At 57.8% G+C, this 26,403-nt stretch carries 22 protein-coding genes and 1 tRNA gene; 6 read left to right on the forward strand and 17 right to left on the reverse strand.

Annotated features, from left to right (window positions below):
- Positions 1-107: 107 nt before the first annotated feature.
- The 3 genes from rfbA to rfbB form a co-directional block, all read right to left on the reverse strand.
- The gene (gene rfbA / locus OKC41_RS01485) at positions 108-983 is read right to left on the reverse strand and encodes a glucose-1-phosphate thymidylyltransferase RfbA (protein ID WP_270671625.1); all 876 of its coding nucleotides are present in this window, start codon (positions 981-983) and stop codon (positions 108-110) included.
- Positions 984-1,106: 123 nt separating this feature from the next.
- Positions 1,107-1,994, reverse strand: a complete 888-nt coding sequence (rfbD, locus tag OKC41_RS01490) for a dTDP-4-dehydrorhamnose reductase (protein WP_270671626.1) — start codon at positions 1,992-1,994, stop codon at positions 1,107-1,109.
- A complete protein-coding gene (gene rfbB, locus OKC41_RS01495; RefSeq protein WP_270671627.1) occupies positions 1,994-3,079 on the reverse strand; it encodes a dTDP-glucose 4,6-dehydratase in 1,086 nt (361 codons plus the stop codon). Before rfbB ends, rfbD begins: the two co-directional genes overlap by 1 nt.
- Before the next feature lie 962 nt (positions 3,080-4,041).
- On the opposite strand from rfbB, the gene OKC41_RS01500 reads away from it, so the two are divergent.
- Positions 4,042-4,716: a response regulator gene (locus tag OKC41_RS01500; RefSeq protein WP_010675337.1), complete on the forward strand. Its 675-nt coding sequence runs from the start codon at positions 4,042-4,044 to the stop codon at positions 4,714-4,716.
- On the forward strand, positions 4,716-6,098 hold the full coding sequence (locus tag OKC41_RS01505; RefSeq protein ID WP_270671628.1) for an ATP-binding protein: 1,383 nt from the start codon (positions 4,716-4,718) through the stop codon (positions 6,096-6,098). The genes OKC41_RS01500 and OKC41_RS01505 overlap by 1 nt, the downstream gene beginning before the upstream one ends.
- A 370-nt stretch (positions 6,099-6,468) precedes the next feature.
- Here the strand turns inward: OKC41_RS01505 and glk are convergent, their stop codons facing one another.
- Positions 6,469-7,437: a glucokinase gene (gene glk, locus OKC41_RS01510; RefSeq protein ID WP_180906960.1), complete on the reverse strand. Its 969-nt coding sequence runs from the start codon at positions 7,435-7,437 to the stop codon at positions 6,469-6,471.
- Positions 7,438-7,785: 348 nt separating this feature from the next.
- On the opposite strand from glk, the gene OKC41_RS01515 reads away from it, so the two are divergent.
- Entirely contained in the window at positions 7,786-8,640 is an 855-nt protein-coding gene (locus tag OKC41_RS01515; RefSeq protein ID WP_029314760.1) for a MurR/RpiR family transcriptional regulator, read from the forward strand.
- Between the two features lie 160 nt (positions 8,641-8,800).
- A complete protein-coding gene (gene pyk / locus OKC41_RS01520; RefSeq protein ID WP_041214849.1) occupies positions 8,801-10,240 on the forward strand; it encodes a pyruvate kinase in 1,440 nt (479 codons plus the stop codon).
- A 69-nt stretch (positions 10,241-10,309) separates the two neighbouring features.
- Here pyk and OKC41_RS01525 read toward each other — a convergent pair whose 3' ends face one another.
- From OKC41_RS01525 to OKC41_RS01540, 4 genes are all read right to left on the reverse strand, one after another.
- Complete coding sequence (locus OKC41_RS01525; RefSeq protein WP_270671629.1) at positions 10,310-11,353, reverse strand: efflux RND transporter periplasmic adaptor subunit; 1,044 nt, start codon at positions 11,351-11,353, stop codon at positions 10,310-10,312.
- Positions 11,354-11,368: 15 nt separating this feature from the next.
- Positions 11,369-14,431 carry an efflux RND transporter permease subunit gene (locus OKC41_RS01530; protein WP_202040470.1) on the reverse strand — a complete coding sequence of 1,021 codons (3,063 nt, stop codon included), beginning with the start codon at positions 14,429-14,431 and terminating at the stop codon, positions 11,369-11,371.
- Positions 14,432-14,592: 161 nt separating this feature from the next.
- Entirely contained in the window at positions 14,593-16,917 is a 2,325-nt protein-coding gene (locus OKC41_RS01535; RefSeq protein ID WP_270671630.1) for an acyl-CoA dehydrogenase, read from the reverse strand.
- 47 nt (positions 16,918-16,964) lie between these two features.
- On the reverse strand, positions 16,965-17,618 hold the full coding sequence (locus OKC41_RS01540; protein WP_005324182.1) for a TetR/AcrR family transcriptional regulator: 654 nt from the start codon (positions 17,616-17,618) through the stop codon (positions 16,965-16,967).
- Positions 17,619-18,086: 468 nt separating this feature from the next.
- Between OKC41_RS01540 and OKC41_RS01545 the strand changes: the two genes are divergently transcribed.
- On the forward strand, positions 18,087-18,827 hold the full coding sequence (locus OKC41_RS01545) for a phosphatase (RefSeq protein ID WP_039041236.1): 741 nt from the start codon (positions 18,087-18,089) through the stop codon (positions 18,825-18,827).
- An 87-nt stretch (positions 18,828-18,914) separates the two neighbouring features.
- Positions 18,915-18,990 (forward strand) — tRNA-Thr (locus OKC41_RS01550).
- Positions 18,991-19,364: 374 nt separating this feature from the next.
- On the opposite strand, the gene OKC41_RS01555 is transcribed toward OKC41_RS01550, so the two are convergent.
- The 9 genes from OKC41_RS01555 to OKC41_RS01595 all read right to left on the reverse strand — a co-directional run bounded on the left by OKC41_RS01555 (position 19,365) and on the right by OKC41_RS01595 (position 26,245).
- Positions 19,365-19,622 carry a hypothetical protein gene (locus tag OKC41_RS01555; RefSeq protein ID WP_270671631.1) on the reverse strand — a complete coding sequence of 86 codons (258 nt, stop codon included), beginning with the start codon at positions 19,620-19,622 and terminating at the stop codon, positions 19,365-19,367.
- Positions 19,619-20,206 (reverse strand): hypothetical protein, encoded by a 588-nt coding sequence (locus tag OKC41_RS01560; protein ID WP_270671632.1) that lies wholly within the window; start codon positions 20,204-20,206, stop codon positions 19,619-19,621. The genes OKC41_RS01555 and OKC41_RS01560 overlap by 4 nt, the downstream gene beginning before the upstream one ends.
- 3 nt (positions 20,207-20,209) lie before the next feature.
- On the reverse strand, positions 20,210-20,443 hold the full coding sequence (locus OKC41_RS01565; protein ID WP_270671633.1) for a hypothetical protein: 234 nt from the start codon (positions 20,441-20,443) through the stop codon (positions 20,210-20,212).
- Entirely contained in the window at positions 20,440-20,868 is a 429-nt protein-coding gene (locus tag OKC41_RS01570) for a hypothetical protein (protein ID WP_270671634.1), read from the reverse strand. Before OKC41_RS01570 ends, OKC41_RS01565 begins: the two co-directional genes overlap by 4 nt.
- Before the next feature lie 511 nt (positions 20,869-21,379).
- A complete protein-coding gene (locus OKC41_RS01575) occupies positions 21,380-22,279 on the reverse strand; it encodes a hypothetical protein (RefSeq protein ID WP_270671635.1) in 900 nt (299 codons plus the stop codon).
- Positions 22,280-22,964: 685 nt separating this feature from the next.
- Positions 22,965-23,855 (reverse strand): helix-turn-helix domain-containing protein, encoded by an 891-nt coding sequence (locus OKC41_RS01580; RefSeq protein WP_270671636.1) that lies wholly within the window; start codon positions 23,853-23,855, stop codon positions 22,965-22,967.
- Positions 23,856-24,027: 172 nt separating this feature from the next.
- Entirely contained in the window at positions 24,028-24,330 is a 303-nt protein-coding gene (locus OKC41_RS01585) for a hypothetical protein (protein ID WP_270671637.1), read from the reverse strand.
- 210 nt (positions 24,331-24,540) lie between these two features.
- Positions 24,541-24,720 carry an AlpA family transcriptional regulator gene (locus tag OKC41_RS01590; protein ID WP_270671638.1) on the reverse strand — a complete coding sequence of 60 codons (180 nt, stop codon included), beginning with the start codon at positions 24,718-24,720 and terminating at the stop codon, positions 24,541-24,543.
- A 232-nt stretch (positions 24,721-24,952) separates the two neighbouring features.
- Complete coding sequence (locus OKC41_RS01595) at positions 24,953-26,245, reverse strand: site-specific integrase (RefSeq protein WP_270671639.1); 1,293 nt, start codon at positions 26,243-26,245, stop codon at positions 24,953-24,955.
- Positions 26,246-26,403 lie beyond the last annotated feature (158 nt).

Consider the following 26,403-nt stretch of genomic DNA (forward strand, 5'->3'; position numbering starts at 1 on the left):
TAGTCGCTAGTCGTTAGTCGTTAGTCGTTAGTCGTTAGTCGTTAGTCGTTAGTCGTTAGTCGTTAGTCGTTAGTCAGGAAAAGCTAACAACCAATAACCAATAACGATTAATGACCAACCATCTTCAGTAGATATTGCCCATAGGCGTTTTTAGCCAGTGGCGTCGCCAAATCACGCACCTGTTCGGCGCTGATAAAGCCTTGGCGATAAGCGATCTCTTCCGGGCAGGCGATTTTCAGGCCCTGGCGATGTTCGATGGTCTGAATAAAGTTGCTCGCTTCAATCAGGCTTTCGTGGGTGCCGGTATCGAGCCAGGCATAGCCACGGCCCATCATGGCAACCGACAGATCACCTTGTTCAAGGTAAATACGGTTGACGTCGGTAATTTCCAGTTCGCCACGAGCGGAGGGTTTCAGGCTCTTGGAGATTTCGACCACACGGTTGTCATAGAAATAGAGGCCGGTCACCGCATAGTTGCTCTTGGGCTCCACCGGCTTCTCTTCCAATGAAATGGCCGTTCCCTGTTTATCAAATTCCACCACCCCATAGCGCTCAGGGTCATGCACATGATAGGCAAACACGGTGGCGCCACTGGATTTGGCCGCCGCACCTTCCAGCTGTTTCTGCAAATCGTGGCCATAGAAGATGTTGTCACCCAGCACCAGGGCACAAGGGTCTGAACCAATAAACTCCTCCCCCAGAATAAAGGCTTGCGCCAGGCCATCCGGGCTCGGTTGCACCTTGTACTGCAGATTCAGGCCCCACTGGCTGCCATCGCCCAGCAACTGCTCGAAGCGAGGGGTATCTTGCGGCGTACTGATGATCAAAATATCGCGGATCCCCGCCAGCATCAGGGTGCTCAGCGGGTAATAGATCATCGGCTTGTCATAGATGGGCAGCAACTGCTTGCTGACGGCCATGGTGACGGGATAGAGACGAGTGCCGGAACCACCGGCCAGAATAATGCCTTTACGTTTGGTCATCGTGCTTGATTTCTTATCTTTGAATGATGTAGCCCAGCAAACTGAGCGCGCTTACATAACACTCATTTTGCGTTTTATCCCTGCTGAAGCGTGAAACCGTATACCCACGCGATCTTTATTTTCTTATTTTCCGAGGATCTCGGTCAGCATCCGCTCGACACCGACAGTCCAGTCCGGCAGGCGCAGGTTGAAGGTGCGCTGGAACTTGGTGGTATCGAGTCGCGAGTTGTGGGGACGCTTGGCCGGCGTTGGGAACGCGCTGGTCGGGACGGCGTTGACCCGAGTCACTGCCAATTCGACACCGGCGTCTTTCGCTGTGGCAAACACCAGCTGGGCATACTCAAACCAGGTGGTGGTGCCGGAGGCGATCAGATGATAGAGACCCGCCACCTCAGGTTTGGTTTGCGCCGTACGGATCGCGTGAGCAGTGCAATCGGCCAGCAACTCCGCGCCGGTTGGCGCACCGAATTGGTCGTTGATGACCGACATCTCGCTGCGCTCCTTGCCAAAGCGCAGCATGGTCTTGGCAAAGTTGGCACCACGAGCGGCATACACCCAGCTGGTGCGGAAGATAAGGTGACGGGAGCAGAGCATGGCTGCCTGCTCCCCCGCCAACTTGGTCTCGCCGTAGACGTTGAGTGGCGCGGTGGCATCGGTTTCCACCCAGGGCCGCTCGCCACTGCCATCGAATACATAGTCCGTGGAGTAATGCACCAGCCAGGCCCCCAACGCCTCAGCTTCTTTGGCAATCGCAGCCACGCTGGTGGCATTGAGCAGTTCGGCAAACTCCCGCTCGCTCTCGGCCTTGTCGACGGCGGTGTGGGCCGCAGCATTTACAATCACATCCGGCTTGAGCAGGCGCACCGTTTCCGCCACGCCGGTCGGGTTGCTGAAATCACCACAATAGTCGGTGGAATCAAAATCAACCGCGGTAACATGGCCCAACGGGGCGAGTGAGCGCTGCAACTCCCAGCCTACCTGGCCATTCTTGCCGAACAACAGGATATGCATCAGGCACGCTCCCCGTAGTTTTGCTCGATCCAGGATTGATAGGCCCCGCTCTTGACGTTGCCGACCCACTGCTGGTTGTCCAGGTACCACAGCACGGTTTTGCGAATGCCGGATTCGAAGGTCTCTTGCGGCTGCCAATCCAGCTCGGTGCTCATCTTGCTGGCATCGATGGCATAGCGGCGGTCATGACCGGGACGGTCGGCCATGTAGGTGATCTGATCGCTGTAGGAGCCGGCCTTAGGCACCATTTCATCCAGCAGATCGCAGATGCAGTGCACCACCTCCAGGTTCTGCTTCTCGTTGTGACCGCCGATGTTGTAGGTCTCGCCGATCACACCTGTGGTGACCACGGTATAGAGCGCGCGGGCATGGTCTTCTACATAGAGCCAGTCGCGGATCTGATCGCCCTTGCCATAGACAGGCAACGGCTTGCCATCCAGTGCGTTGAGGATCACCAGCGGGATCAGCTTCTCGGGGAAATGATAGGGGCCGTAGTTGTTGGAGCAGTTGGTAACGATGGTCGGGAGACCGTAAGTACGGCGCCAGGCTCTCACCAGATGGTCGCTGGAGGCCTTGGAGGCAGAATAGGGGCTGCTGGGGGCGTAAGGCGTGGTCTCGGTGAACAGTGGCAACACTGTACTAACAGCGACTTCATCTGGATGGGGCAGATCGCCATACACCTCATCGGTGGAGATATGATGGAAGCGGAAGGCTGCCTTGGGTGCCTCGTCCAGGCTATTCCAGTAAGCACGGGCGGCTTCCAACAACATGTAGGTGCCGACGATATTGGTTTCGATGAAATCGGCAGGACCAGTGATAGAGCGATCGACGTGACTCTCGGCGGCCAGGTGCATCACGGCATCGGGTTGATGGGTAGCAAACACCCGATCCAGTTCGGCGCGGTTGCAGATGTCAACTTGTTCAAACACATAGCGGTCGCTAGCAGAGACAGCCGCCAAGGATTCCAGGTTGCCCGCATAGGTCAGCTTATCGAGGTTGACCACTGAATCTTGGGTATGCCGGATGATATGACGAACAACGGCAGAGCCGATAAAACCGGCACCACCAGTCACGAGGATCTTCATTGAAAGGTTCCCGATTGCAATCTGATTAAATGGAAAAGAGATTTCTGGCTATGGTTGGCTACCATATGCCGTCACATCTCATGGTGAACAAGCGTATGATGTAATGGCGCAGTGGCAGGAGTGGAGAGTGTCCATTTACTCCAGCAGGTTAGCGCGTTATTTCAAGAGCGTGGAAAAACAACATTGATGGGAAAGCAGATTATGCCGTTATCCATCCAGTGAGGTGAACAAGGCTGACGCTACCGCCCTTGAGTTACAGCTCCCAATATGCTGCTTTTAACCTGATTGTGCGCGCTGTTGGCCATCATATCCTCCAGCTTCTTGTTTTGATTGATGTTTAACAATGTTGTCGCATTACATTGCACACCCAGGCCATCTACCAGCCTGCATTGCTCACATCTTGAGCAATTGATGCCCCAAACCCGATTTTGGACCAGATTCTATCTTGTTTGGTGTGGGGATGAATAGTCATAACCGCAGAAAACCTCTCGTAGGGTAGGGATTCAAAATTGCCACTCATTAGACCTTCTGACCCTTCTCGCGCAACATCCATCCCTACACCACATCGGGAGTTGTTCCCAATCACCGGTGCCACACAATAAAACTGAATCCGTTCAGATAATTACAACAGCATGACGGAGCCATCCCCAACGACCAGGCCCATTGATATCAGCTGAGTTGGCGAGTCATGATGCGGCAACACGGCAAATGCCCGTCCCCATCAGTGCGATCAGAACAGTCGCGAGTGATCTCCAATGGAATCCAAAAGAATGGCTATCTGATTCGATGGCATTGATCGCAGGATGGCCTGAGATGCGTGGCCGTCGCTGCAAGGACGGGTAGAGGAGACAAAGGTTGGCATGATTCAGTCCTGATACAGGGGGGTCAAGTAGGATCCGCATTGACTCTCCTTCTTGTTGACCCTCTAATTGACAGCCTGGACCCTTATCATCATGCATCTTATGAAAATCCTACTGGTCGAAGACGACAAGCTGCTCAATCACCACCTCTCCACGCTGTTGACCGAGGCCCAGAATCAGGTTCACAGCACGGACAATGCCCAGGTGGCGCTGCACTATGCGACCGACTACCCCATCGACGTGGCCATCATCGATCTCGGCCTGCCGGACATGGACGGCCTGCAGCTCATCAGCCGCCTGCGCGAGCAGCAGATCCCCTTCCCCATCATAGTGTTGACCGCGCGGGGCAACTGGCAGGACAAGGTGGAAGGGCTGGAAGCCGGGGCGGACGACTACCTGGTCAAACCCTTCCAGAAGGACGAGCTGCTGGCCCGCCTCAATGCCCTGGTGCGCCGCAGCGCCGGTTTCATCTCCCCCAGGGTGAAGGCGGGTGACTACGAGCTGGATCTCTCCCGCAAGGAGCTGACCATCGCCGGCGAAGTCACCGTGCTCACCAGCTTCGAGTATCTGATCCTGGAGTACCTGATGCGCAACGCCCGCCAGGTGGTCTCCAAGCAGCAACTGCTGGACCAGCTCTACGGGGATGGCGAAGGGGATCCCAACACCATAGAGGTGATGGTGAGCCGACTGCGCAAGAAACTGGATCCGGAAGGGCTCATCCAGCCCATTTCCACCATCCGCCGCCAGGGTTACATCTTCAACCTCTCCTGCAGTTGATGCCCCTTGCCATGCTGCACCCCATGACACTGATCCGTCGCTCGCTGCACCTCAAGCTGATGCTGAGCGCCATGCTGGTCATCGCGCTCATCATGGCCTTCTCCGTCTATATCCTCTACCTCGGCCACGCCGAGGAGCAGGCCCAGAAAGCCAGCATCCGCATGCAGGAGAACCTCTCCAAGCTGTTCTCCTCCAAGCAGCCGGAGCCCCACGCCATCACGGATCTCGGCGGCCTGACCCCGGATGCCATCGACCCCAATCTCGACACCCTGATCTGCCGCTCCGACGGAGAGTTGAGCTGGTCCAGCCTGCATATGCCCGAGGTAATCACCATCAAGGAGACCATCTGCCGGGATCTGATGAAGTACCTTGGGGGCCTGGATCAGGACTATTTCTTCAAGCTGCACACCATCAAGAATGGCGAGAGCTACTTCATCTACAGCCTGCGCTTCCTGCGTAACCACGGCGACGGCCCCACGACCTACTACGTGGTGATGGTCGATTCCGCCAAGCGCTACCAGGCCCAGACCCGGGACTATCTCTACCGGTGCATTCGCCAGGCCTTGCTCGCCTACAGCCTGCTCGGCGCCCTGCTGCTGCTCACCAGCTTCTGGAGCCTCTCTTCCCTGCGCACCATGGCGCGGCAGATAGACGAGATCCGTGCCGGCACGCGGGAGGCGCTCTCCAAGGACTACGAGCGGGAGCTGACGCCGCTGACCGAATCGGTCAACCAGTTGCTGGAAAACGAGCGCCAGCAGACCCAGCGCTATCAGCATGCGCTCAACGATCTCGCCCACAGTTTGAAGACCCGGCTGGCCCTGATCCAGATCACCGCCCAGGAGCTCAAGCTCGGCCACGACATCCATGACAACATCAATGAACAGATCACCACCATGGATCAGATCATCCAGTACCAGTTGCGCCGCGCCGTCACCGGGCGAAAGCGCCTCGCGAGCAAGGGCACCGAACCGGTTCCCCTCATCGAGAAGCTGCTGGCCAGCCTCGCCAAGGTCTATCGCCACAAGAAGCTGCAGACCGGCTTCCAGTTTGACGACGATGTCTTCTTTCACGGCGAGCAGGGCGATCTGATGGAGCTGATGGGCAACCTGCTGGACAACGCCTGCAAGTTTGCCATCAGCGAGATCCGGGTTCATGTCCGCCACCGGGAGAGCGGCCTGCTCATCGTGGTGGAAGACGACGGCCCCGGCATCGCCCCCGGCAAATCGCAGCAGATCTTCCAGCGCGGCGTGCGGGCTGACAGCTCCCCCGGCCAGGGGATTGGCCTCGCCGTGGTGACCGAAATCGTGCACAGCTACGGCGGCGAGATCCGGGTGGATGACTCCCCACTCGGCGGCGCGAGATTCCACATCACCCTCCCCTGACAGCGCAGGAGCCAGTACCTGGCTCCTGCCGCATTCGGGCGTTGCCATCCCGGTGCTTTCCATGTCTCACACCTCACTCCTTATGCCTCGACCAGGCCAAGCACATGGCAGCGAGGCTGACGAGCTTGCGCCCCCATCAGAAGCTGGCCTGCCGCTCCCCTCAGCCCCCATGCTCGCGCAGAAACGGCAGGCATAAAAAAACCGGCCGCGAGGGCCGGTAAAACAGTTCAGGCTTGTCAGGTGACAATGCGCACCCAGCGGATGAAGACCGGTTTCAATTCCCTATGAAGCCCCGTCCTCTTGAGTACGTAGGTTCACTTTACGCCCCGGTCACTGAATCGGGACTGAACCATGTTCACCCTGGCAAGGCTCAGAGACGGATCCCGAGGGACTGGCGCAGATAAGCTCCCGCCCCGAGCAGCCCCGGCCCTTCATGGGTGATGAGGAAGACCGGAATGTCTTTGAGATAAGGCTTGAAGCGCCCCTTGTCCTCGAAGGCGACCCGAAAGCCCGATCCGATGAAGAACTCCTGGAAGCGCGGCACTATGCCACCGGCGATGTAGACACCGCCGAAGGTGCCCATGTTGAGGGCCAGGTTGCCGGCAAAGCGGCCCATGAGCACGCAGAACAGGCTCAAGGTGCGACGGCAATCGAGGCAATCCCCCGCCAGCGCGCGCTCGGTGATGTCCTTGGGGGCAAAGGGTTCGGGCTCGCGGCCATCGGATTTGACCAGGCCGCGATAGAGATTGACGAGCCCGGGGCCCGAGAGGAAACGCTCCGCCGACACATGGCCCAGCTCGCCGCGCATCACCTGCAGCACCGCATCTTCCTCTTCCGTGTTGGCGGCGAAGTCCACGTGGCCGCCCTCACCCGGCAGGCTCAGCCACGTCTCACCGGCCTGCACCAGGTGGGCAACGCCAAGGCCGGTCCCTGCGCCATAGATGGCAATGGGCTTGCCGGCTACCGGAGCCGCGCCCCCGAGCTGGATGCGATCGCTCTCGCCGAGCACGGGCACCGCCATGGAGACGGCAGTGAAATCGTTGATCACCTGCAGGCGCGCAAGGCCGAGGTTGGCCTGCATCTCGCGGATGGAGAACTCCCAGCTGTGGTTGGTCATGGCGACCCAGTCACCGTTGATGGGACAGGCGATGGCGATGCACGCCTCGCCCACGGTGGCATCGTGCTCTTCGAGATAGAGGCGCACCACGGTCTCCAGGCTGGGATGGGCCAGCCCCGAATAGGTTTTTGCCTGGGAAATGGCGCCCGTCGCCAGTTCGCAGAGGGCCAGCCGGGCATTGGTACCGCCAACGTCGCCCACCAGCGCATGGGTATGCTGCATAACAAACTCCTTCGTTACCGACTCGGGGCGGCCCTTACCGTCCCGACATTATTATTTGGCTGCAATACTACTCGAGCCCGCAGCCGGGCTGTGCGATTTATGCAGACAAGTGTGCGCCCGCTCACAGTGTTGTTGCTTTGCAACATTTGTAAGCGTTTTCAAGACACAAATGGAAGTTTGCAACTAAAAACACGAAATAATTAGACATGAGTCATACTTTGCAGGGCCGAGATTAGTTCCGATAAGCGCTTGTCTTGTATAGTCATCGCGGAGACTGGAAACCTGCTTGAGCTGTGAATTTAGTGCACAGACACTGAAGTTAAATTACAAAAATGCCTGGTGGTAATGATGAATACCCTCGATAAAATTACGAACAATCTGGAAAGTTTCAGTAAATCAGAGCGTAAGGTGGCTGAAGTGATCCTGGCCTCACCCCAGACCGCCATTCACTCCAGCATTGCTACCCTGGCCAAGCTGGCCGATGTGAGCGAACCGACCGTCAACCGTTTCTGCCGTCGCCTCGATACCAAGGGTTTTCCCGATTTCAAGCTGCACCTGGCCCAGAGCCTGGCCAACGGCACCCCTTATGTGAACCGCCACGTGGAAGCGGAAGACGGCCCGGATACCTATACCGCCAAGATCTTCGAATCCACCATGGCCTGCCTCGATGCCGCCAAGAACAGCCTGGACATCTCGGCCATCAACCGCTGCGTCGATATTCTGACCCAGTCCAAGAAGATCAGCTTCTTTGGTCTGGGCGCCTCCTCCGCCGTCGCCCGGGATGCCCAGAACAAGTTCTTCCGCTTCAACATCCCCGTGGTGAGCTTCGATGACATCGTCATGATGCGCATGAGCTGCATCAACAGCAGCGAAGGGGACGTGGTGGTCCTCATCTCCCACACCGGCCGCACCAAGGCCCTGGTGGAAATTGCCGCGCTGGCCCGGGAAAACGATGCCACCGTCATCGGCATGACCGCCAAGGACTCTCCCCTGGCCCGCGAATGCAACCTGGTGCTCTCCATGGACGTGCCGGAAGACACCGACGTCTACATGCCCATGGCCTCGCGCATCGCCCAGCTCGCCCTGGTGGACGTGCTGGCCACCGGTTTCACCCTGCGCCGTGGCATGAAATTTCGCGAAAACCTGAAGAAAGTCAAAGAAGGTTTGCGCGAATCCCGCTTTGATACCCCGCACTCCTCCTGATCATTCGGGGGTCCGCCCCCGACTGTCTATGCCAACGGGCTTGGTGTAGTATCGAAATTCAATCAAACAAGGCCACCCAGATGGCCTGCCAGTTGGCGCCATGCCACATGCTTGACGGGGCAGTATTTCAAGTCATATCAACTTCACATTGGAGTCTTTCATGCCAAGACGTACAAAGATTGTTACCACACTCGGTCCGGCGACCGATCGCGACGGCATTCTCGAGGGGATCATTCGCGCCGGTGCCGACATGGTGCGGATGAACTTCTCCCACGGCACTCCTGAAGATCATATCCAGCGCGCCAACCAGGTGCGTGACATCGCCGCCAAGCTGGGCCGCCACGTGGCCATCATGGGCGATCTGCAAGGCCCCAAGATCCGCGTCTCCACCTTCAAGGATGGCAAGATCTACCTCGCCATCGGTGACAAGTTCATTCTCGACGCCGCCCTCGGCAAGGGCGAAGGCTGCCAGGAGCAGGTTGGCATCGACTACAAGAGCCTGCCGCAGGACGTGGTATCCGGTGACATCCTGCTGCTGGACGATGGCCGCGTGCAACTGAAGGTCGAGCAGGTCGAAGGCACCCGCATCCACACCACGGTGACCGTGGCCGGCCCTCTCTCCAACAACAAGGGCATCAACAAGAAAGGTGGCGGCCTCTCCGCCCCGGCCCTGACCGAGAAGGACAAGGAAGACATCAAGACCGCCGCCCGCATGAACGTGGACTACCTGGCGGTCTCATTCCCCCGCAGCGGCGATGATCTGCGCTACGCCCGCGAACTGGCCCGCGAAGCTGGCTCCAACGCCAAGATCGTGGCCAAGGTCGAGCGCGCCGAGACCGTCGCCAGCGACGAGGCGATGGAAGACATCATCCTCGGCTCCGATGCCGTCATGGTGGCCCGTGGCGATCTCGGCGTCGAAATCGGCGACCCCGAACTGGTGGGTGTGCAGAAGAAGCTCATTCGCCACTCCCGCCGCCTGAATCGCGTGGTCATCACCGCGACCCAGATGATGGAGTCCATGATCAACGCGCCGCTCCCGACCCGTGCCGAAGTCATGGACGTGGCCAACGCCGTGCTGGATGGTACCGATGCGGTGATGCTCTCCGCCGAGACCGCCGCCGGCCAGTTCCCCATCGAGACCGTGACCTCCATGGCCAGCGTCTGTGTGGGCGCCGAGAAGCACCCGAGCCTGAACGTCTCCAACCACCGCATGAGCTACACCTTCACCTCGGTGGAAGAGGCGGTGGCCATGTCCACCATGTATGCGGCCAACCACCTGGAAGGGGTCAAGGCGATCGTGGCGCTGACCGAGTCGGGCACCACCCCGCTGCTGATGTCCCGCATCAGCTCCGGCCTGCCCATCTTCGCCATGTCTCCTCACAACAAGACCCTGGCCTGGGCCAACCTCTACCGCGGCGTCACCCCCGTGCTGTTTGATGGCGACGAGACCAAGCCGGTCTACGAGGTGTGCCGCGACGCGCTGGACGTGCTCAAGGCCAAGGGACTGCTGCAAAGCGGCGACATGGTATTGCTCACCCACGGCGACAAGATGGAAACCGTCGGCAGCACCAACACCTGCAAGGTGATGATGGTCGAGTAATCGCCCCTTCTCCCTGTAACAAAAACGGCTCCCGCGGGAGCCGTTTTTTTTATGGGATCTGCCCCAGGTTCAACCGCGAAACAGCTCCACCTTGTCCCCATCCTGCAGGCTGCCGGCGCCGCGCACCACCACCTTGTCTCCCTGCTTGAGGGCGCCACTCACCGCCACCTCCCGGCTGTCCCCAAAGAGCACGGTGACCGGCACCCGGTTCACCGTGAGCGCCTCGCCGCGCTGCTCCACCTGATAGACCACGCTTCCCTCGGTGCCGAGCACCAGGGCATCCCGAGGCAGCAGCATGGTGTGCTGCTCTCCCATCGGCAGCGCCACCCGCACTGGCGAGCCGATGATGAAGGTGCCTACTTCCGGCTTGAGGCGCAGCTCGATGAGCCGGGACTTGGGATCGGCGCTCGCCGCCCGCTGGTAATAGATGGCGTGGCTGCTGAGCTGCTCCCCTTCCACCCGCAACCGGGTCTGGGTGGCCAGTTGCCGGGCCCAGGCAATAGGCGCACGCAACCGGATATCCGGCTGGTCCGGATTGACCAGCTCAAGCGCCTGTTCGCCCGCATCCACATGCTCCCCCGGCTGGATGAAGTGTTCATTCACCACCCCGTCAAACGGGGCAAAGATGCGGCTTCTGCGCAGCTGCTCCTCAATCTGGCGCACCTGCACCCGCGCTAGCTGCTCGGCCAGCTCAGCCTGCTCCACGTCATAGCGCGCCTTGTCATACTGGCTCTGGGAGGCACTCTTTTGCTGGTGCAAACGATCCAGGCGCTGGAACTCGGCGCGAGCGTAACGCAGGTTGCTCCCCTCTCTGGCTTGTTCCGCCCTCGCCTGCTCCAGCGAGAGGCGCAGGGGCGCGCTGTCCAGGCGCAACAACTCGTCCCCCGCCTTCACCCGGCTGCCAAACTCGGCTATCCACTCCACCCGACCGCTCACTTCGGCGCTGAGCGCCGCCTGCTGGCGGCTTGCCACCGTGCCGCTGACCCATATGCTGGCCCCCGCCTCTCCCTGGGCCACCTCCGCCAGCGTCACCATCTTGCTGTGTGCAAACGCAGGCAGCCCGCCAGCCAGCAGCAGAGCCCCCACCACTATCCTTGTGAAACCTTGTGTCATCGATGAGCTCCTTGCTCAGGCACGCTGCCGAAGGGCGTGCGGTATGTCGGTCTGCTCCCCCAACCGCAGGAAGGCGGGCAACAGGATCAGGGTGAAGAGGGTGCTGCAACTCATGCCACCGACGATGACGGTGGCCAGCCCCCGGTAGATTTCGCTCCCCTCGCTCGGACTCAGCATCAGGGGCAGCATGCCGAAGATGCTGGTGAGGCTGGTCATGGCGATGGGACGCATCCGGCTTTGCAGAGCATCGGTGACTGCCGACTGTCGGCTCATCCCCTCCCGCTCGGCCATCCTGGTCTGGTGCACCAGCAGAATGGCGTTGTTGACCACCAACCCGAGCAGGATGACGAAGCCGATGATGGTGAGCAAGTCCATCGGCAGCGGCGCCACCAGACCGCTCAGGTGCAGCGCCAGCACGCCGCCTACGGTGGCGAGCGGCAAGGTGAGCAGCACCAGCACGGCATCCTTGAGGGAGGCGAAGACCCCCCACAGCAGAATGAGCAGTATCATCACGGCGAACAGGAAGATGCTGCCGAGGTTGCCCAGCGCCTGCTGCAGGCTGTCGGCATTGCCGGCGACCCGCAGCTCCCCCCCGGCCGGGAGCAACGGCCGGATGGCGGCAAAGCTCTTGTGCTGCAGGGTGTCGAGCACCTGCTCCATGCTCATCCCCGCCGGGGGCGAAATCTGCAGACTGATGCTGCGCCGCCCATCGGATCGGAAGATGCTCTCAGGCCCGAGTTGCGGCTCCACCCGCAGCAGTTCCCCAAGGGGAACGATGCGCCCGGACGGGGTAGCAAGCGGCACCGCCTTGAGCTCGTCCGGGTTGGCGGAGGCCTGCCCCATCAGCAGGATGTCGAGCCGCTCATCCCCGTCGAAATATTCGCCGACCCGCAGACCATCGCCAAAGGTCTGGATGATGGCGGGCATGGGGGAGCGATCCCAGCCCACCTCGGCCAGGCGCCTGTCCTGGGGCACCAGCCGAAGCTCGGGAGCGGTGAAATCGAGTCCGGGTTCTGGCCTGACCTGGGCGCCGGGCAAGTCCCGCTGCACTATGGTCATGCTCTCCCGGGCCGCCTGATAGAGTTCGGGCAGCCCACCTCCCTGGATCAGCAGGGAGATGCTGTTTTCACTGTCAAAACCGCCAAACAGGGACCCCTGACCGCCAAACACCCGGGTGTCGGGAATGCCCACCAGCAATTGCTTCATCAAGAGCTGCTCCAGTACCTTGATCTGGCTCTCCTCCTTTGGCCGCACCCCGATCTGGGCACCACCCGGGTAGCGCAGGATGTAGTAGTTCTTGAGGACAGGCTCCTTCTCCCCTTTCATATAGGGGTCGAGGCGGGCAATCAGGGTATCGATCACCTCCTCCCGCTGGGCCTTGAGATTGACCCCGGGGGTGAAACTCATCCAGACGTCGATGGCGTCCCGCTTCACATCCGGCAGGTAGTTCATCTTGGGCAACATCAACCAGCTCGCCAGCACAGGCCCCGTCATCATCAGGACGATGATGGCCCAGCGCCTGGGGGCGGTGGCAGTCCAGCGGATCACATGGCGAGTGGCGCGGCACCACAGGCGCTCAAAGGGATCAATCAGCCGCTCGTGCCCCATCCAGCGCGCCGCCACCGCAGGCAACACCGTGACCGCCACCACCATGGAGACGGTCACCGCGCAGGCGATGGTGAGCGCAAGATCGGCAAACAACTGCCCTTCCACATCGTTGAGCAGGAGCACCGGCAGGAAGATGGCGACCGTGGTCAGGGTGGACGCCACCAGAGCGGTCCACACCCGGCGGGTGCCCTCCAGCGCCGCCTCTCCCTTGCTGATGTCACCCCGCTCATGGCGCCGGTAGATGCTCTCAAGCACCACGATGGCGGCGTCGAGCACCATGCCGACCGCAAACGCAATGCCCGCCAGGGAGATGATATTGAGGGTCCGCCCCATCACCTTGAGCAGGCAGAAGGTGAGCATGATGCTGATGGGAATGGCGATCGCGATCATCAGGGTCGCCTTGAGCTGGCGCAGAAAGACCCAGAGGATGGCGCAGGAGAGCAGCACCCCGAGCCCCAGGTTGGCGGTCACCATGCTCACCGCCCGGTTGATGTAGAGAGAAGCGTCAAACGACTGCTCCATGTGCAGGCCGACCGGCTCCAGCACCTCCCGGTTGAGCTCCCCGACCTTGGCCTTGATCCCCTCGAGCGCCGCCAGGGCATTGGCACCGCTCTCCTTGAAGATCTGCGCCGCGATGGCGGTGTTGCCGTTCTGGATGCGCAGCACCGGGTTCTCCTCCCGGGCCACTCTGATCTCGGCAACGTCCCGCAGATAGATGGGCAGGCCGTCACGCCAGTCCACCACCTTGTCCCCCAGGGCCGCCACGTCATAGCGACCGGCAAAGCGCAGCTTATACTCCCAGCGTCCGATGTCGAGGGTGCCGGCCGACACATCCCAGCCCGTCGTTGCCCGGCTGGCAAGCACCGGGATCTCCACCCCCAGCTCGGCGGCGCGGTAAGGGTCGAAACGGATCTGGATCTGGCGCTCGTTGATCCCCTCGATGTCGACCGTGGATACCCCGGGGATCCGCTCCAGCTCAGGCTTGACCCTCGCCTCGATCAGCGCCTGGTGATCGTCTATCTCCCCCTTGGCGCCGGGCAGTTGCTGGATGAAGAAGAAGGTGAGGGTGTCGTTGCTGCTGTAGTTGTTGACGTAAGGACCGCCGATGTTGTCCGGCAGCCCCGAGACCCGGTTCAGGCGGGAGATGACGTCAAGCTGGGCCCGCTGCATGTCGGTGCCGAGGGCAAACTCCATGTCGATTTCGGTGAAGCCGGGGTAGCTGTTGCTGCTGAGGCTCTTGAGCCCCTGTACCCCCTGCATCTCCTGCTCGATGGGATCGGTTATCTCCGACTCCATCTCCTGGGGCGAGGCCGAGCGCCAGTCCACCGTGATGTTGAGGTGAGGACGGTCTATGTCGGGAAACAGCTGGACGGGCAGTCCCCGGATGCTGAGCAGGCCCAGCAAAAAAATCAGCACGACCGAGACCGCCACCCAGATGGGGCGTTCGATCGCCGTTTTGGCGAGGTTCATTCACTCTTCCTGAGTTGTTGTTATCGGCCATTCCGATGGCCTTGCTTCCTGCCCCAAGGGTGGGGGCCATTGCATTAAACTGGAATTAATCGACCTTGTAAATGCCTGGTTAAACAACAAAAAACCGGCCACTAGGGCCGGTTGTCGGTTTACGCTCGGGGTCAGGCTGCATGCTCGACCGGGTTCGGTTGAGACAATCCTTCCAGCTCGCCAGGAGCGAAGTTGTCCACCTGGATAGCCTCGTAGCGCAGGGCATCGGCGGCCAGCAGCTTGTCCGCCTCCTCCTTGCCGAGGATGGACTGGGACAGGGCCGCAGCCACCAGCTCAGGCAGCGCCAGCTTGCGGGGCAGTCTGCCCTCTTTCTGGGCCTGCATCAGCTTCTTCTCGATGGGCTGCACCGAGACCATGGCCTGGAAGGCACGCTCCATCAGCCCCACCGGATCCGCCTCATCCTTGCCCACATAACAGAGCGCGGTCAGACGATCCCGGAACTCGCCCGGCGTCATCATGGCCAGGCAGATGGCATGGCAGCGATCGTCCGCCGGCATCTTGTAACCGACGCCGAACGGGAACACCACCCGCTTGAGTACGGCACCCACAACCTTGTTCGGGAAGTTCTGGAAGAAGCCCTCGAACGCCTTGCCAATCAGGTAGAGGTTGCGCTCCACCGCGTACTGGACGAACGGCAGGTCAGAGACCATGCGGCCCTGATCCTCGTAATGCTTGAGGGTGGCGGAGGCCAGGTAGAGGTGGCTCAGCACGTCACCCAGACGGGCGGAGATCATCTCCTTGCGCTTGAGATCCCCGCCCAGCATCAGCATGGAGACGTCGGCGCACAGGGCAAGCCCCTTGCTCATGCGAGAGAGCTGCTTGTAGTAGCGGGCGGTTTCGCCAGCCACCGGGGCGCTGTTGAACTGGCCCAGGGTCAGCCCCTGGAACAGGGCACCGAAGAAGTTGCCGGTACCGAAGGCGATGTGTTTCATCAACAGGGCGTCAAACTTCTCGAGACCGCGCTCCACATCGGTGTCGGCCGCCGCTTCCAGCTCTGCAAACACATACGGATGGCAGCGGGTGGCCCCTTGCCCGAAGATCATCAGGTTGCGGGTCAGGATGTTGGCCCCTTCCACCGTGATGGCCACCGGAATGCCCATGTAGGCGTAGCCGGTGTAGTTTTTCGGGCCCAGCTGGATGGCGCGACCGGCGTGGATGTCCATGGAGTCATCCATCACCTGGCGGGCCATCTCGGTCATGTGGTACTTGGAAATCGCGGTGACGATGGCCGGTGCCTGACCCAAATCCAGGGAACCTGCGGTCATGCGACGAGCGCCTTCGAGCTGATAGGTGAGGCCGCCAATGCGGGCCAGCGCTTCCTGCACCCCTTCAAACTTGCCGATGGACATGCCGAACTGTTTGCGCACGTAGGAGTAGGCGCCCACGGTGCGGCTCGCCATGTGTCCACAGGCGGTGCCCAGAGCAGGCAGCGAGATGCCGCGACCGGCGGAGAGACACTCCACCAGCATGCGCCAGCCGCGGCCGGCGTAATCCGGGCCACCGATGATCCAGTCGAGCGGAATGAACACATCCTTGCCGAAGGTCGGGCCATTCAGGAACGCCAACCCCATGGGGTAGTGGCGATCGCCGACGCGCACGCCAGGGTGACTGGTCGGGATCAGCGCACAGGTGATGCCGATCTCTTCCTTGTCACCCAGCAGTTTTTCCGGGTCATAGAGCTTGAACGCCAGCCCCAGCACGGTGGCGCGCGGCGCCAGGGTGATGTAGCGCTTGTTCCAGTTCAGGCGAATGCCCAGCACCTCTTCCCCCTTGTGCATCCCCTTGCAGACGATCCCCTTGTCCGGGATGGCGCCCGCATCGGAGCCCGCTTCCGGCCCGGTCAGGGCGAAGCAGGGTACCTCCTTGCCGTTGGCCAGCCCCGGCAGCCAGAAATCTTTCTGGGCCTGGGTGCCGTAATGCATCAGCAGCTCGCCCGGGCCGAGGGAGTTGGGCACCATGACGGTGACCGCGACGCTCAGGCTCTTGGTGGCGATACGGGTGACGATGGTGGAGTTGGCAATCGCCGAGAACTCGCGGCCGCCGTAGGATTTCGGGATGATCAGGGAGAAGAAGCCTTCTTTCTTCAGATAGTCCCACACCGGCTCCGGCAGGTCCTTGGTCTCGTTGACGATCTTGAAGTCGTCCACCATGGCGAGCAGGGTTTCGACCTGGTTGTCGATAAAGGCCTGCTCTTCTGCGCTCAACTCGGCCTTGCCGTAGCCGTGCAGTTTCTTCCAGTCCGGGTTGCCGCGAAACAGCTCCCCGTCCCACCAGACGGAGCCGGCCTCCATGGCCTCCCGCTCGGTGGCCGACAGGGGCGGCAGTATCTTCTTGAAGATGCCGAACACGGGGCGGGTCACCACCTTTTTACGAATGGTGGGGACACAGAGCACCACGGCTATCGCCAGCACCAGCAGGACAAGCAATGTGATCATACCGAAGTTCCTTCTATTTCACTGTTTCCGTTGATTATTGTTAGGTGTTACACGGCCAGGGAGAGCCTGGTCGACTCCACGGGCGCCCCAACACCGGACGCCAGATAAGGAATAACGTTGCGCACCAGCCCTTCCACATCGAGCTGCTGGCCAAAATCGGCCTGGGCGATGTCACGCAGGGCATCGGCCGAGGCCATGGTGAAGACGACGGTGCCCAGGGTGAAGTGCAGGCGCCAGAAGAGATCCGCTGGCGACAAATCCGGATTGGCCTTGGAGATGGCCTGGGTGATCCCGTGTAGGGTCGCCCCATAATGGGTGGTAATAAAGCGGCGCAGGTGGCCCTGACTGTCGATATAGCCGCGCCCCAGCAACTGCATGAAGAGCGCCGGGCCATTCGCCCTGACGGCCGACAGTTTCATCAGGGGTTCGACAAAGCTCTCGAACACCTGTAACAGGGTCAGCTGATCCTGCGCCATCAACGTCTGCAACCGCCCGTCCAGTGCCGGCATGAAGAGGCTCAGATAACGGTCGAGCACCGCCTGGATAAGCTCCTTCTTGGAGCCGAAGTGATAATTGACCGAAGCTAGGTTCACATCGGCCTCGCTGGTGATCAGACGCAACGAGGTATCGGCGAACCCCCGCTCGGCAAACAGCACCTCGGCGGCGTCGAGAATACGGTTCTTGGTATCGATTTTACTCACTGGACACCTCACTTAAACGAATGTTTAAAAAGTACGTTTCACGCCCACCCATGTCAAGAGAATGTGAACAAGTGTTGGCTAAATGTTTTTAATCAAAAAAGAGGGAAGATGGCGGGAACTTCACGGCGAGACGGCACTCTATATCTATGCCACTGCAATTAAACATTAAGTCTCGCCCAACCTGCGCCATGCTAGTTGGGCATTTTTTTGCCCTGCCGTCACCCGATGCGCCGACAGAGAACCAAAAAAAACCGTCGCAGGGGCGACGGCGGGGAAAACGGGTCTGACCATCCAGTGTCGACCCATCGATGGGTGTTCAGGCTTGCATCGATGTCGCCATCCTCGCAGTGAAACGTCATCAGACTTTGTCAGCACAGACCCAAATTGTGACAAAGTATGGCAACCAGCCACATGGCCCGGCTTCGCCAATCTTGCTATGCTGTCGCCTCATGCCAGAGGGGAGAGAAGATGAAGTATACGGTCGATACCCACACGCACACCGTCGCCAGCACCCACGCCTACAGCACCATTCACGATTACCTGCCCATCGCCAAAGCCAAGGGAATCAAGCTGTTCGCCACCACGGACCATGGCCCGGACATGGCAGATGCCCCGCATTACTGGCATTTCGTCAATCTGCACGTGTTGCCCAGGGTCGTGGACGGGGTCGGCATCCTGCGCGGCATCGAAGCCAACATCAAGAACATTGACGGTGAAATAGACTTCCCCGAGCGCTACGAATCGAGGCTCGACATGATCATGGCGGGCTTTCACGAACCGGTGTTTCCCCCCTGCGATCAGGCGACCCACACCCAGGCCATGATCAACGCCATTCGAAGTGGTCGGGTCGACATGATAAGCCACCCCGGCAATCCCGCCTTCCCCATCGATATCCAGGCGGTGGTCAAGGCAGCGGCAGAGTATCGAGTGGCGCTGGAGGTCAACAACTCCTCGTTCAGTCACTCCCGTGCAGGCAGTGAAAGCAACTGCCGCGCCATCGTCGAGGCGGCGCGCGATCTGGGTGCCTACCTCACTTTCGGCTCCGACTCCCACGTGGCATTCAGCCTCGGCGACTTTGATCACTGCCATCGGCTGGTCACCGAAGCCAACTTCCCACATGAGCGGATCCTGGCCCGCTCCCCCCGCGCACTGCTCGATTTTCTCGAGAGCCGCGGCCGTGCTCACATCCCTGAGTTCATTGACCTCTGATATGCCTTAACATCATGAGCCAACTCATAAAATCGAGTTGGCTCAATTGACTTGTCCGGCTTTTTTCACGACTCTGAACATCAAACCGCCGGTATAGCTCAGTTGGTAGAGCAGCGCATTCGTAATGCGAAGGTCGTAGGTTCGACTCCTGTTACCGGCACCAGTTAAAACAAAGGGTTAGCATCATGGTGAGACTAACCCTTTGTGCTTTTTGGCTGTTTGGCCCAACAGGGGGCCCAACAGGTGGCAATCGGTAGGGCTTTTCATAGAGTCAGCGAGATAGCCTTGCTTTCATCACCTCAAACACGGCGCGATACTCTGGAATCAATACCTTCACCTCTGGCGACTCAATGCGCACGGTTAGGCGTCTGGTTCCGTTGTATCCAGCCATGCCGCCAAACTTTGACATCCACCTGCGCGGCCCCATGCCCTTCTCTGCGGCAACCAGAGAGCGAACCAGCATTTCCTCATCGCGTCTTATGTCGCCACGATCATCTATCAGCATTCAGCCCCCAACAAAAAAGCCCCATCAGGGGCTTAACAATCATCGTCGCGAATGATTTTGTTTCGCAGTTCAATGTAGAGCCTCAACCGCTCGGAGTCGAGGCCCTTTGCCTCGGCAAGTGCTGTGATCTCGCCGTCAGTTGCGGCAATGAAATCACCGTTCCTGGGCAAGTCGTCAGCCGCTCGCAGGTATTTGGATAGCTCTTCAATTGAGTCGCCGCCGTGTAAGCGAGAGACGGCCTTCTCGACCGCCTCCACACGCCTTAGCAGGCCCTTGGTTCGGGCGCTCATTCCTCTGCGCCCCTGCCAAGCTGGCCAAGCATCTTTTGCCACTGCGCGTGATAGTTTTCTTGAGAGTTCACAAGCTCAATCAGGCAACTGGAAAGCTGGTCCATCTCTTTTTGTGCGCCATCAGTGGCAATATCGACTGCCTTTGCTCGGGCCTCAGCAGCAATGCCAGTGTGCCCCAACTGTTCAGCAAGCAGGGCCAGACTGTTCAGCGCCTTGTAGTCGCCCAGCTCTGACAGCAACTGCTCAAGGCTGACACCGCCAATCATGCGAGCCTGCAAGAACACCACGGATGTCAGATGATCGACTTCCGAGATACTGCCACTGGCGGCGGCAATGCCGTCCTCTAAACGCTTCTGGGCTGCCTTCCTGGCCTTTTCAAGCACAGCCCGGTATGAGGCATGATCCGGCATCGGGATTTCCCCCAGCAGCCGCTCACGCAGTGCTACAAGCTCCTGATTCATCCGCTCGGCTACTTTCTCGACCAAAGCATTAGCCTTGTCTTGGTGCGTTGCCAATGTCGCGATCATGCTCGCGGGAGTGGAATAAGGGCTACCAAAATCAAACTTCACTGTTTCAACTTTCATTTATTAACCCTCAATCTTGTAGTTTGCGAAGATGTCCTCTTCTTCGGCAATTGGTTTTTGAGTTGGCTTGTTCTGTTTTGCCAGCGCATCGGTAAGAGCCTTGGTGATCTGACTTTGAATATCGCGCTTCTGCTGGTTAGCCATGATTTTGGTTTCAACCCTGGCGGCGATAATATCGACGAAACGGTCTAAGTCTGCGTTTGTCATCATTTGAATGTTGCCGTGTAATTGGCTCATGTCTTATCCCTCTGGTTTATTTTCTGCTCTAGGGCCTCGAACCGCTCGCACAGCTCGGTGCTCTCTAAAATACGGTATTCACGCTCGACCCCATCGAGTAGAAGAAGCGCAATATCAGCGGGCAATCTGCCAGTGATTGCAGCCTCATTAATCAAGGCCGCCCTCTGGCTTGCCGTCATAGCCTGCAAGGCTTCAGCATCAATCAGCGTCACCGCTTCATGGCTGGAACGCAAAGGCGGAATGGTCTTGCTCAGGAGCAGGCTTGCAGCTTGCAGATCGCCACCTTTTGCCAGCTCTGCCACTGTTTTAATTGCCCCGTCTTCACTACCGAAAACGTCTTTAATGATGCGCCTTACTATTTGCGCTTTACCCGAGCCAGCGGGGCGACCATTACTATTACCGGTCTCCCCCTTTTTCCAAGCCATATTACCCCCATTGTTTTCGCTCTGTTTTTACAGTGCCTTCATTCTACCATATCGAAAATGAAAAATGCGGGGCGCTAAAATATTACAAACCCAAAACAAAAGGCGCTCATGTAATGTTTTATCTGACTCTTGGAATAATGATCCTGATAGGCCTGTTCGCTTGCTGGTGTGCGGTTAACACTGAAATAAGTGACCATGACGCGCAATAAATTTCCCCTCCTGAATTTTCAGGAGGGGAGGGCTTTTTCGACAAATTCGTTTAAGTCAGGCAGCGGCTCAATCCGTTTTCCTCTCGATTTATCTCGATTTATCTCGATTTATCTCGATTCTTCGAGAGCGCCCCGAGATTGGCATTTCTAAGGCAACTATCTGATTTCAAAGCTAAACCCAAAATTGCGCTTCGCCAACATTGAACCGGAATAAAAATCCGGTACCACGAACCCAAAGTAAAGCGATTCATAACCTACAGAAAACCCAGTGGGTTATTTGGGTTTGCTTGGCTTTTGTTGGGTTAGGCCCTCAGCAGGTTCGATATGATCTCATGACAATCAACAAGCGCCTGCCTATCATCGCGCTCAAGCATGAATTTAAACGCCACCGCTGCCTCTTCCTTGCTTCTGGGGCGAATCTTAGCCATTAGCCGCCAGAGGTACTGCTCACGCTCGTAGGACTCTTGGCACGTATCATCATCAACGGAACTTTTTAATCGCCACAGGTCTCTCCAGAATGTGAACTCAAGAATGCAGCCTTCAATTGTGCTCGGGATTAAATGGGGGTACTGCTCAAAGCGAGAATCCACCTCTTGCGGGTCAAGAAAGCCAAATTTCCCACGTTCCAGCCCCTTTAGCGCCTCAATGCAAAAATACTCCTGCTTTGCAGGCTCGTGAATATCATCCCCGAATATGGCTACAGCCTCACAGGCGCGAACCCTTTTCTGTATCGCCCTTTCCGCTCTGCCCTTCAAGTCATCCCAGCCAAAGCCAGCAAAGACAGCGGCCATCATGTTCCCAGTCTTAGCCAGTACGGAACTTGAATAACGCTTCGCCAGCTCTTCAGGAGTTGATTCCATTCCTTCGGCGGCAGTCATCGCCTGACCAATCAATGCGGGGTCTCCGCTGTCAATAACCTCAAGCAGCCACAGAAAGGCGTCAACCTCTCGATCACCTGTCTGGACTCGTTGCTCAGGCACCTGAAACGCCGCTAGTTGCGTTCCCGCCGCTTCTTGGGGCTCTGGTAGTACAAAGAATGCTGCGTGTTCAGAATTGGGCGCAGGAGCCTTAACGCCTGCACGAAAACAGATTGTTCTGACTGTCCCCAGTGGTATCTCGGTGATTGCTGCAATCTCTTTTAGCGAATGCGTTCGCCGCATTTCAACAATCCGATCTTTCTGCTCTTGCGTCAGCCTAACCATGCTTTCCTCTAATGAATATGGGGTGTATTCATTGTATCAAATTTAGGATTCCAATTTGCTAGAAAACCATTTAGTTGTATCGCAAGGTGTACCGCCTGCTGTATCACCAGTTAACCAAACCAGCGCCAGATAAGGGCTTGATGATGGCTCTAAGCTGTACCGCCTGCTGTATCAGTCACCAGCTAACCAACGCAATAATGCGTTCGTTATGCGTTCGCATTGCCTTTGCATTGCAATCGCTTGGTGGCAGTCTGCTGATTGTTTGCTGGTTAAGTGTGGCTTGTAGAGTCGCTGTAAGCGTTTATGCGTAAGGGCTGGCGGGTGGTTGTTTGCTGGTTGTTTGCCTGTTGTTTGCCTGTTAAGCGTGGTTTTTGGAATCGCTGTAAGCCTTGTGGCGCAAGGGCTGGCAGCCTGTTGTTTGCCTGTTAATGGTCGCGGAACGCTGTTTATGTGACGCACCAGCCGTTAACCAGTCGTGCACGATTCGTGCTTATTCGTGCGCTTTTCTCTGCGTTTCGATTAGCAGGTGATGGCAAATGCTAGCAAATGCCAAAGGCGATTCCCGCTCACCATTTTGACATGCCTCTAAAGGCTCTCCAGTAGCCATAGAATCAATCCTCTTGCGTGCTGGTGGGTCTGCATGGACTGACGCATTAAAATTGAATCTAGCGGCTCCTGTGACTTGTTAGTAGGCGTAACCATCGTTATCAAATCCGTGGCAGTCTACCAGTAGGTGCAAATGGTCAAAGTTACTGTAGTTCATGAATGTGGCGCACAGGTGATTAAGGGTGACGCGCTTTTTCTTAGCCAATGGGCCAGCCAGCATGTCGAAGAAGTGCTGTTCCATGTGCTCAGCGTTCGCTCTATCGTTGAAGATGGACGCCAATGCGTATTCACACTCCTGCCATTGACGCGTGCGCATTCTGTTTGTGTAGATGTCGATATTGGTGAAGCCTTCCGATCTGCGTAACCGATTCATGATTTTAATGGCTTGCTTGCAGAGTGGGTAATCATCACCAAGCTCGTCAGGCAATGGCAAACCTTCCTTGCTGTTCTTCTCCGCCAAGCCGTCCTTGCTTTCATGGCCTTCAGCTTTGGATGAATCATCATCCTTTGAATCAGCAGTCGAGACAGATACGATTTTGCCTGCAAAATTGCCATGTAGTTCAAACTGATCTTTTAAAGAAGAATGATCTAATGAATTATCTAATAGTGGTGCATCTTGCCCCATGCTAGGTGCATCTTGCACCATGTCGCTAGGTGCATCTTGCACCATGTCAACCAGCCACTTTTCCAGTAATGGCAGATTGACGGTGATGATAAGAGACTTCTTCACCCCTCGGCATTCGACGTTAACAAACGGCAGTTTCTTTAGATTGGCCACAGATCGCTTGACGGTGTCGCGTGAGGTTCCGAGTCTATCGGCTATTGATTGCTGTGAAGCGAATAGAGCGCGGCCATTCTCGCCAAAACTAATGGCTAGGCTAATCGTGAGGCGATCCCAGATAGTGAGGCGCTTACACTGAAGGACGTCGTCGTAAACCTTGAGGAATTTCTTTGCTGATTCATTAGTCATTCGTTGTCACCTGCTTGGCGGCTTCCACACCGCGAATAAAAAAATGCCCCGTTGAGCATGTGGAAGTCTCGACGGGGCAGCAGGTAACGCGCTTATCTTACTCCGCCCAGCCAATCCAGACAACCGCACGCAACGGGAAAAAAGGGTAGAAAATCCCACCCTTTATCGCTTATTACGCTGCCTCGCTAGCCCTTGATGGCAGCTCGATGAGATACCAGCCCCACGACTCCGTGTGCTTGGTGAGCGCGCGCTTTTCGATTTGCAGACCAAGAGGTAGCAGCTTTCGATTAAGCATTCGCGAAATAGCCGCAGGATTGTTTGACGGCCTGAGCATGGCGGGAAGCTCGTGCGTTAGGATGCCTGGATTTCGTGCCACAACGCGCACCCAACTTGCGTATTTGGTACACAGCAGCTTGCATATGCGGTTGAGCTCTTCATCGTTCAGGAAGGCGATATTGTCAGGGGTCGCGATCATTGCATCACCACCCACAGCAGGTTGAGCACTGCATTCAGTCCAGCCAGAAAAAACACAGTTCTGTCTGTGTTGATTGCCGCCGCGATTCGTGTAATAGTTCTCATACTGAAACCTCGTTTGTGGTTTTGTTCGTTTGGTGCTGTAACACCTGCGGATTGTCGGGTTAGGATTGCACTCCCTTCCCGCTTGATAGCCCCTCGCATAGGGGGGTTATTGTTTCTCATTAATCCACATCTCAACGTCAGCAAGCCGATACCCAAAGGCTTTATCCCCCATTTTGATCGGTTTTGGGAATTTCCCTTCACGCCCCCAGCGCCATAAAGTTGAACGACTAACATTGAGTCGCTTTACCAGTTCAGCCGTCCGAATGATGTCGATACCAGATGCCATTTTTTAATTCCCCCTGCGTGTTTTGCTGTTTCGTTGGTTTCAATAGTATCACGCAATAATGGATTCGAGGGGATCCCTAGCGTGTAATAGTATTCTCAATGCTGGCGCGGGGTGTAATAGATAGTACTTACTAACTTCAGAGGCCATTCATGGGGCGGGTTAAAACTATTTCACTCCATCAATAAAAATAACGACCCACGCAATAAAGAGTGAGCCGTTTTAATTTCTAGGCTTATTTGCTTGCCGCAATCGGCACAACGTTATCCGGCACTGACTCGGGATCTTTGGCTACGTTGGCGGCGATCCAGTTACCCCAGCTCAACCAGAGTTGCCGCAACTTCTCGGCCTGCTCGCCTGCCTGATAGGTGCGCACCAGACGGTCTTGCACTTGGTGGTTGAGCAGCTTCTCGATCAGGCGCTCGGGCGCGTCCAGGTACTCACCGCATCCGGTTGCCACACTACGGCGCAGATCATGGACATGGAACGGCTCAAGCTCGGCGAGGCGCTTTACTCGGATGCGATCTAAGGCTTTGGTCACGGCGTCGGCGGTGACGGCCATCATGGGGTTGCTGGTGGACGCGAACACCCAAGGGCCAGCAGACAGCCCGCGCTGACGCTCCAGGATCTCCAGGGCGAGCGGGTGCAGGGTCACGACGTGGGCCCGGCCATTCTTCGTCACGGGGATAGTCCACCGGTCGCCATCTATCTGATCGAACCGCATCCCGGCAGCCTCAGAGCGGCGAACACCGGTCAGCATGATCAAACGCAGGCAGTCGGCCACGGCCAGGGATGTTGCGCTGGCCTCAGCATCCCCCAGAGTGCGCCAGAGCATCCGCAGTTCGTCCACCAGCAGATGACGATCACGGGGAGCCCCCATTGAGCCGCCGACCTTGGCCGGTTTGATGGTGCGGGCGGGGTTCAGCTCGATATGTCCCTGGTCAACGGCGCGATCTAGGATCTGATTAAGCAGCACCAGCGACTTACGGGTGGCCTCTTGGGCAATAATGCCTTCAAGAAATGAAAATATTACCGGGCGGGACAGGTCGCAGACCCGAACCTTGCCAAGCTGTTTGCCTAAGTGGCAATCGAATACCCGCTGATAGTCGTGCAGGGTGCGGGCGCTGATCGGCGTCCCCTTATTGGTCTTGGTCTTGACCTTCATTGCCATCCAATCGGCGAACAGCTCGGACAGGGACGGCATGGAGATGTTTTTTTCCTTGGCCTCCCTCATCACCGTCCGAGGGTCAATGCCCTGCTTTACCCACGCAACCGCTTGTTCGTGTTTCTCTCTCGCCTTCTTTAGGCTGGTGGCCGGATAATATCCAATCTGAAAATCGATCTGTTTCCCACCCACCCGGGCCCGATACACAAAGCGTTTACGGCTATCGGCACGGATCTCGATGTGAAGTCCGCCCCCGTGGCGAGAGTGAACCGATACCCGCTTAACTGCCTTCCCTTCATCCACCACTAGTGCAGGGATCTCTCTATCTTGCCGGATTGCCACCTTGGACGCTTTCCCGCTCATACCTCACCCCATTTATGGCCCAACACTGGGCCCAACAAAGGACATGCTATTAAATGAAACATGACAAGACAAGATGAGATGCAAAATTAGAAACTATTACAGCAATTACAGGGTCTTGCGGCGGGATTTGTGGTGTCTCTGGAATAGCTTGATACACA

The sequence above is a fragment of the Aeromonas sp. QDB17 genome, assembly GCF_027705305.1.
GTDB lineage: Bacteria > Pseudomonadota > Gammaproteobacteria > Enterobacterales > Aeromonadaceae > Aeromonas > Aeromonas caviae.

What these genes read in the sequence shown, in the direction of transcription:
- OKC41_RS01560 (WP_270671632.1), bottom strand. Translation starts at nt 20,206, where the DNA reads ATGAAAGTTGAAACAGTGAAGTTTGATTTTGGTAGCCCTTATTCCACT.
- rfbD (WP_270671626.1), bottom strand. Translation starts at nt 1,994, where the DNA reads ATGCATATCCTGTTGTTCGGCAAGAATGGCCAGGTAGGCTGGGAGTTG.
- glk (WP_180906960.1), bottom strand. Translation starts at nt 7,437, where the DNA reads ATGCAGCATACCCATGCGCTGGTGGGCGACGTTGGCGGTACCAATGCC.
- OKC41_RS01580 (WP_270671636.1), bottom strand. Translation starts at nt 23,855, where the DNA reads ATGACTAATGAATCAGCAAAGAAATTCCTCAAGGTTTACGACGACGTC.
- OKC41_RS01585 (WP_270671637.1), bottom strand. Translation starts at nt 24,330, where the DNA reads ATGATCGCGACCCCTGACAATATCGCCTTCCTGAACGATGAAGAGCTC.
- OKC41_RS01590 (WP_270671638.1), bottom strand. Translation starts at nt 24,720, where the DNA reads ATGGCATCTGGTATCGACATCATTCGGACGGCTGAACTGGTAAAGCGA.
- rfbA (WP_270671625.1), bottom strand. Translation starts at nt 983, where the DNA reads ATGACCAAACGTAAAGGCATTATTCTGGCCGGTGGTTCCGGCACTCGT.
- OKC41_RS01555 (WP_270671631.1), bottom strand. Translation starts at nt 19,622, where the DNA reads ATGAGCGCCCGAACCAAGGGCCTGCTAAGGCGTGTGGAGGCGGTCGAG.
- OKC41_RS01515 (WP_029314760.1), top strand. Translation starts at nt 7,786, where the DNA reads ATGAATACCCTCGATAAAATTACGAACAATCTGGAAAGTTTCAGTAAA.
- OKC41_RS01575 (WP_270671635.1), bottom strand. Translation starts at nt 22,279, where the DNA reads ATGGTTAGGCTGACGCAAGAGCAGAAAGATCGGATTGTTGAAATGCGG.
- OKC41_RS01595 (WP_270671639.1), bottom strand. Translation starts at nt 26,245, where the DNA reads ATGAGCGGGAAAGCGTCCAAGGTGGCAATCCGGCAAGATAGAGAGATC.
- rfbB (WP_270671627.1), bottom strand. Translation starts at nt 3,079, where the DNA reads ATGAAGATCCTCGTGACTGGTGGTGCCGGTTTTATCGGCTCTGCCGTT.
- OKC41_RS01570 (WP_270671634.1), bottom strand. Translation starts at nt 20,868, where the DNA reads ATGGCTTGGAAAAAGGGGGAGACCGGTAATAGTAATGGTCGCCCCGCT.
- OKC41_RS01505 (WP_270671628.1), top strand. Translation starts at nt 4,716, where the DNA reads ATGCCCCTTGCCATGCTGCACCCCATGACACTGATCCGTCGCTCGCTG.
- OKC41_RS01535 (WP_270671630.1), bottom strand. Translation starts at nt 16,917, where the DNA reads ATGATCACATTGCTTGTCCTGCTGGTGCTGGCGATAGCCGTGGTGCTC.
- OKC41_RS01565 (WP_270671633.1), bottom strand. Translation starts at nt 20,443, where the DNA reads ATGAGCCAATTACACGGCAACATTCAAATGATGACAAACGCAGACTTA.
- OKC41_RS01530 (WP_202040470.1), bottom strand. Translation starts at nt 14,431, where the DNA reads ATGAACCTCGCCAAAACGGCGATCGAACGCCCCATCTGGGTGGCGGTC.
- OKC41_RS01500 (WP_010675337.1), top strand. Translation starts at nt 4,042, where the DNA reads ATGAAAATCCTACTGGTCGAAGACGACAAGCTGCTCAATCACCACCTC.
- OKC41_RS01525 (WP_270671629.1), bottom strand. Translation starts at nt 11,353, where the DNA reads ATGACACAAGGTTTCACAAGGATAGTGGTGGGGGCTCTGCTGCTGGCT.
- OKC41_RS01545 (WP_039041236.1), top strand. Translation starts at nt 18,087, where the DNA reads ATGAAGTATACGGTCGATACCCACACGCACACCGTCGCCAGCACCCAC.
- pyk (WP_041214849.1), top strand. Translation starts at nt 8,801, where the DNA reads ATGCCAAGACGTACAAAGATTGTTACCACACTCGGTCCGGCGACCGAT.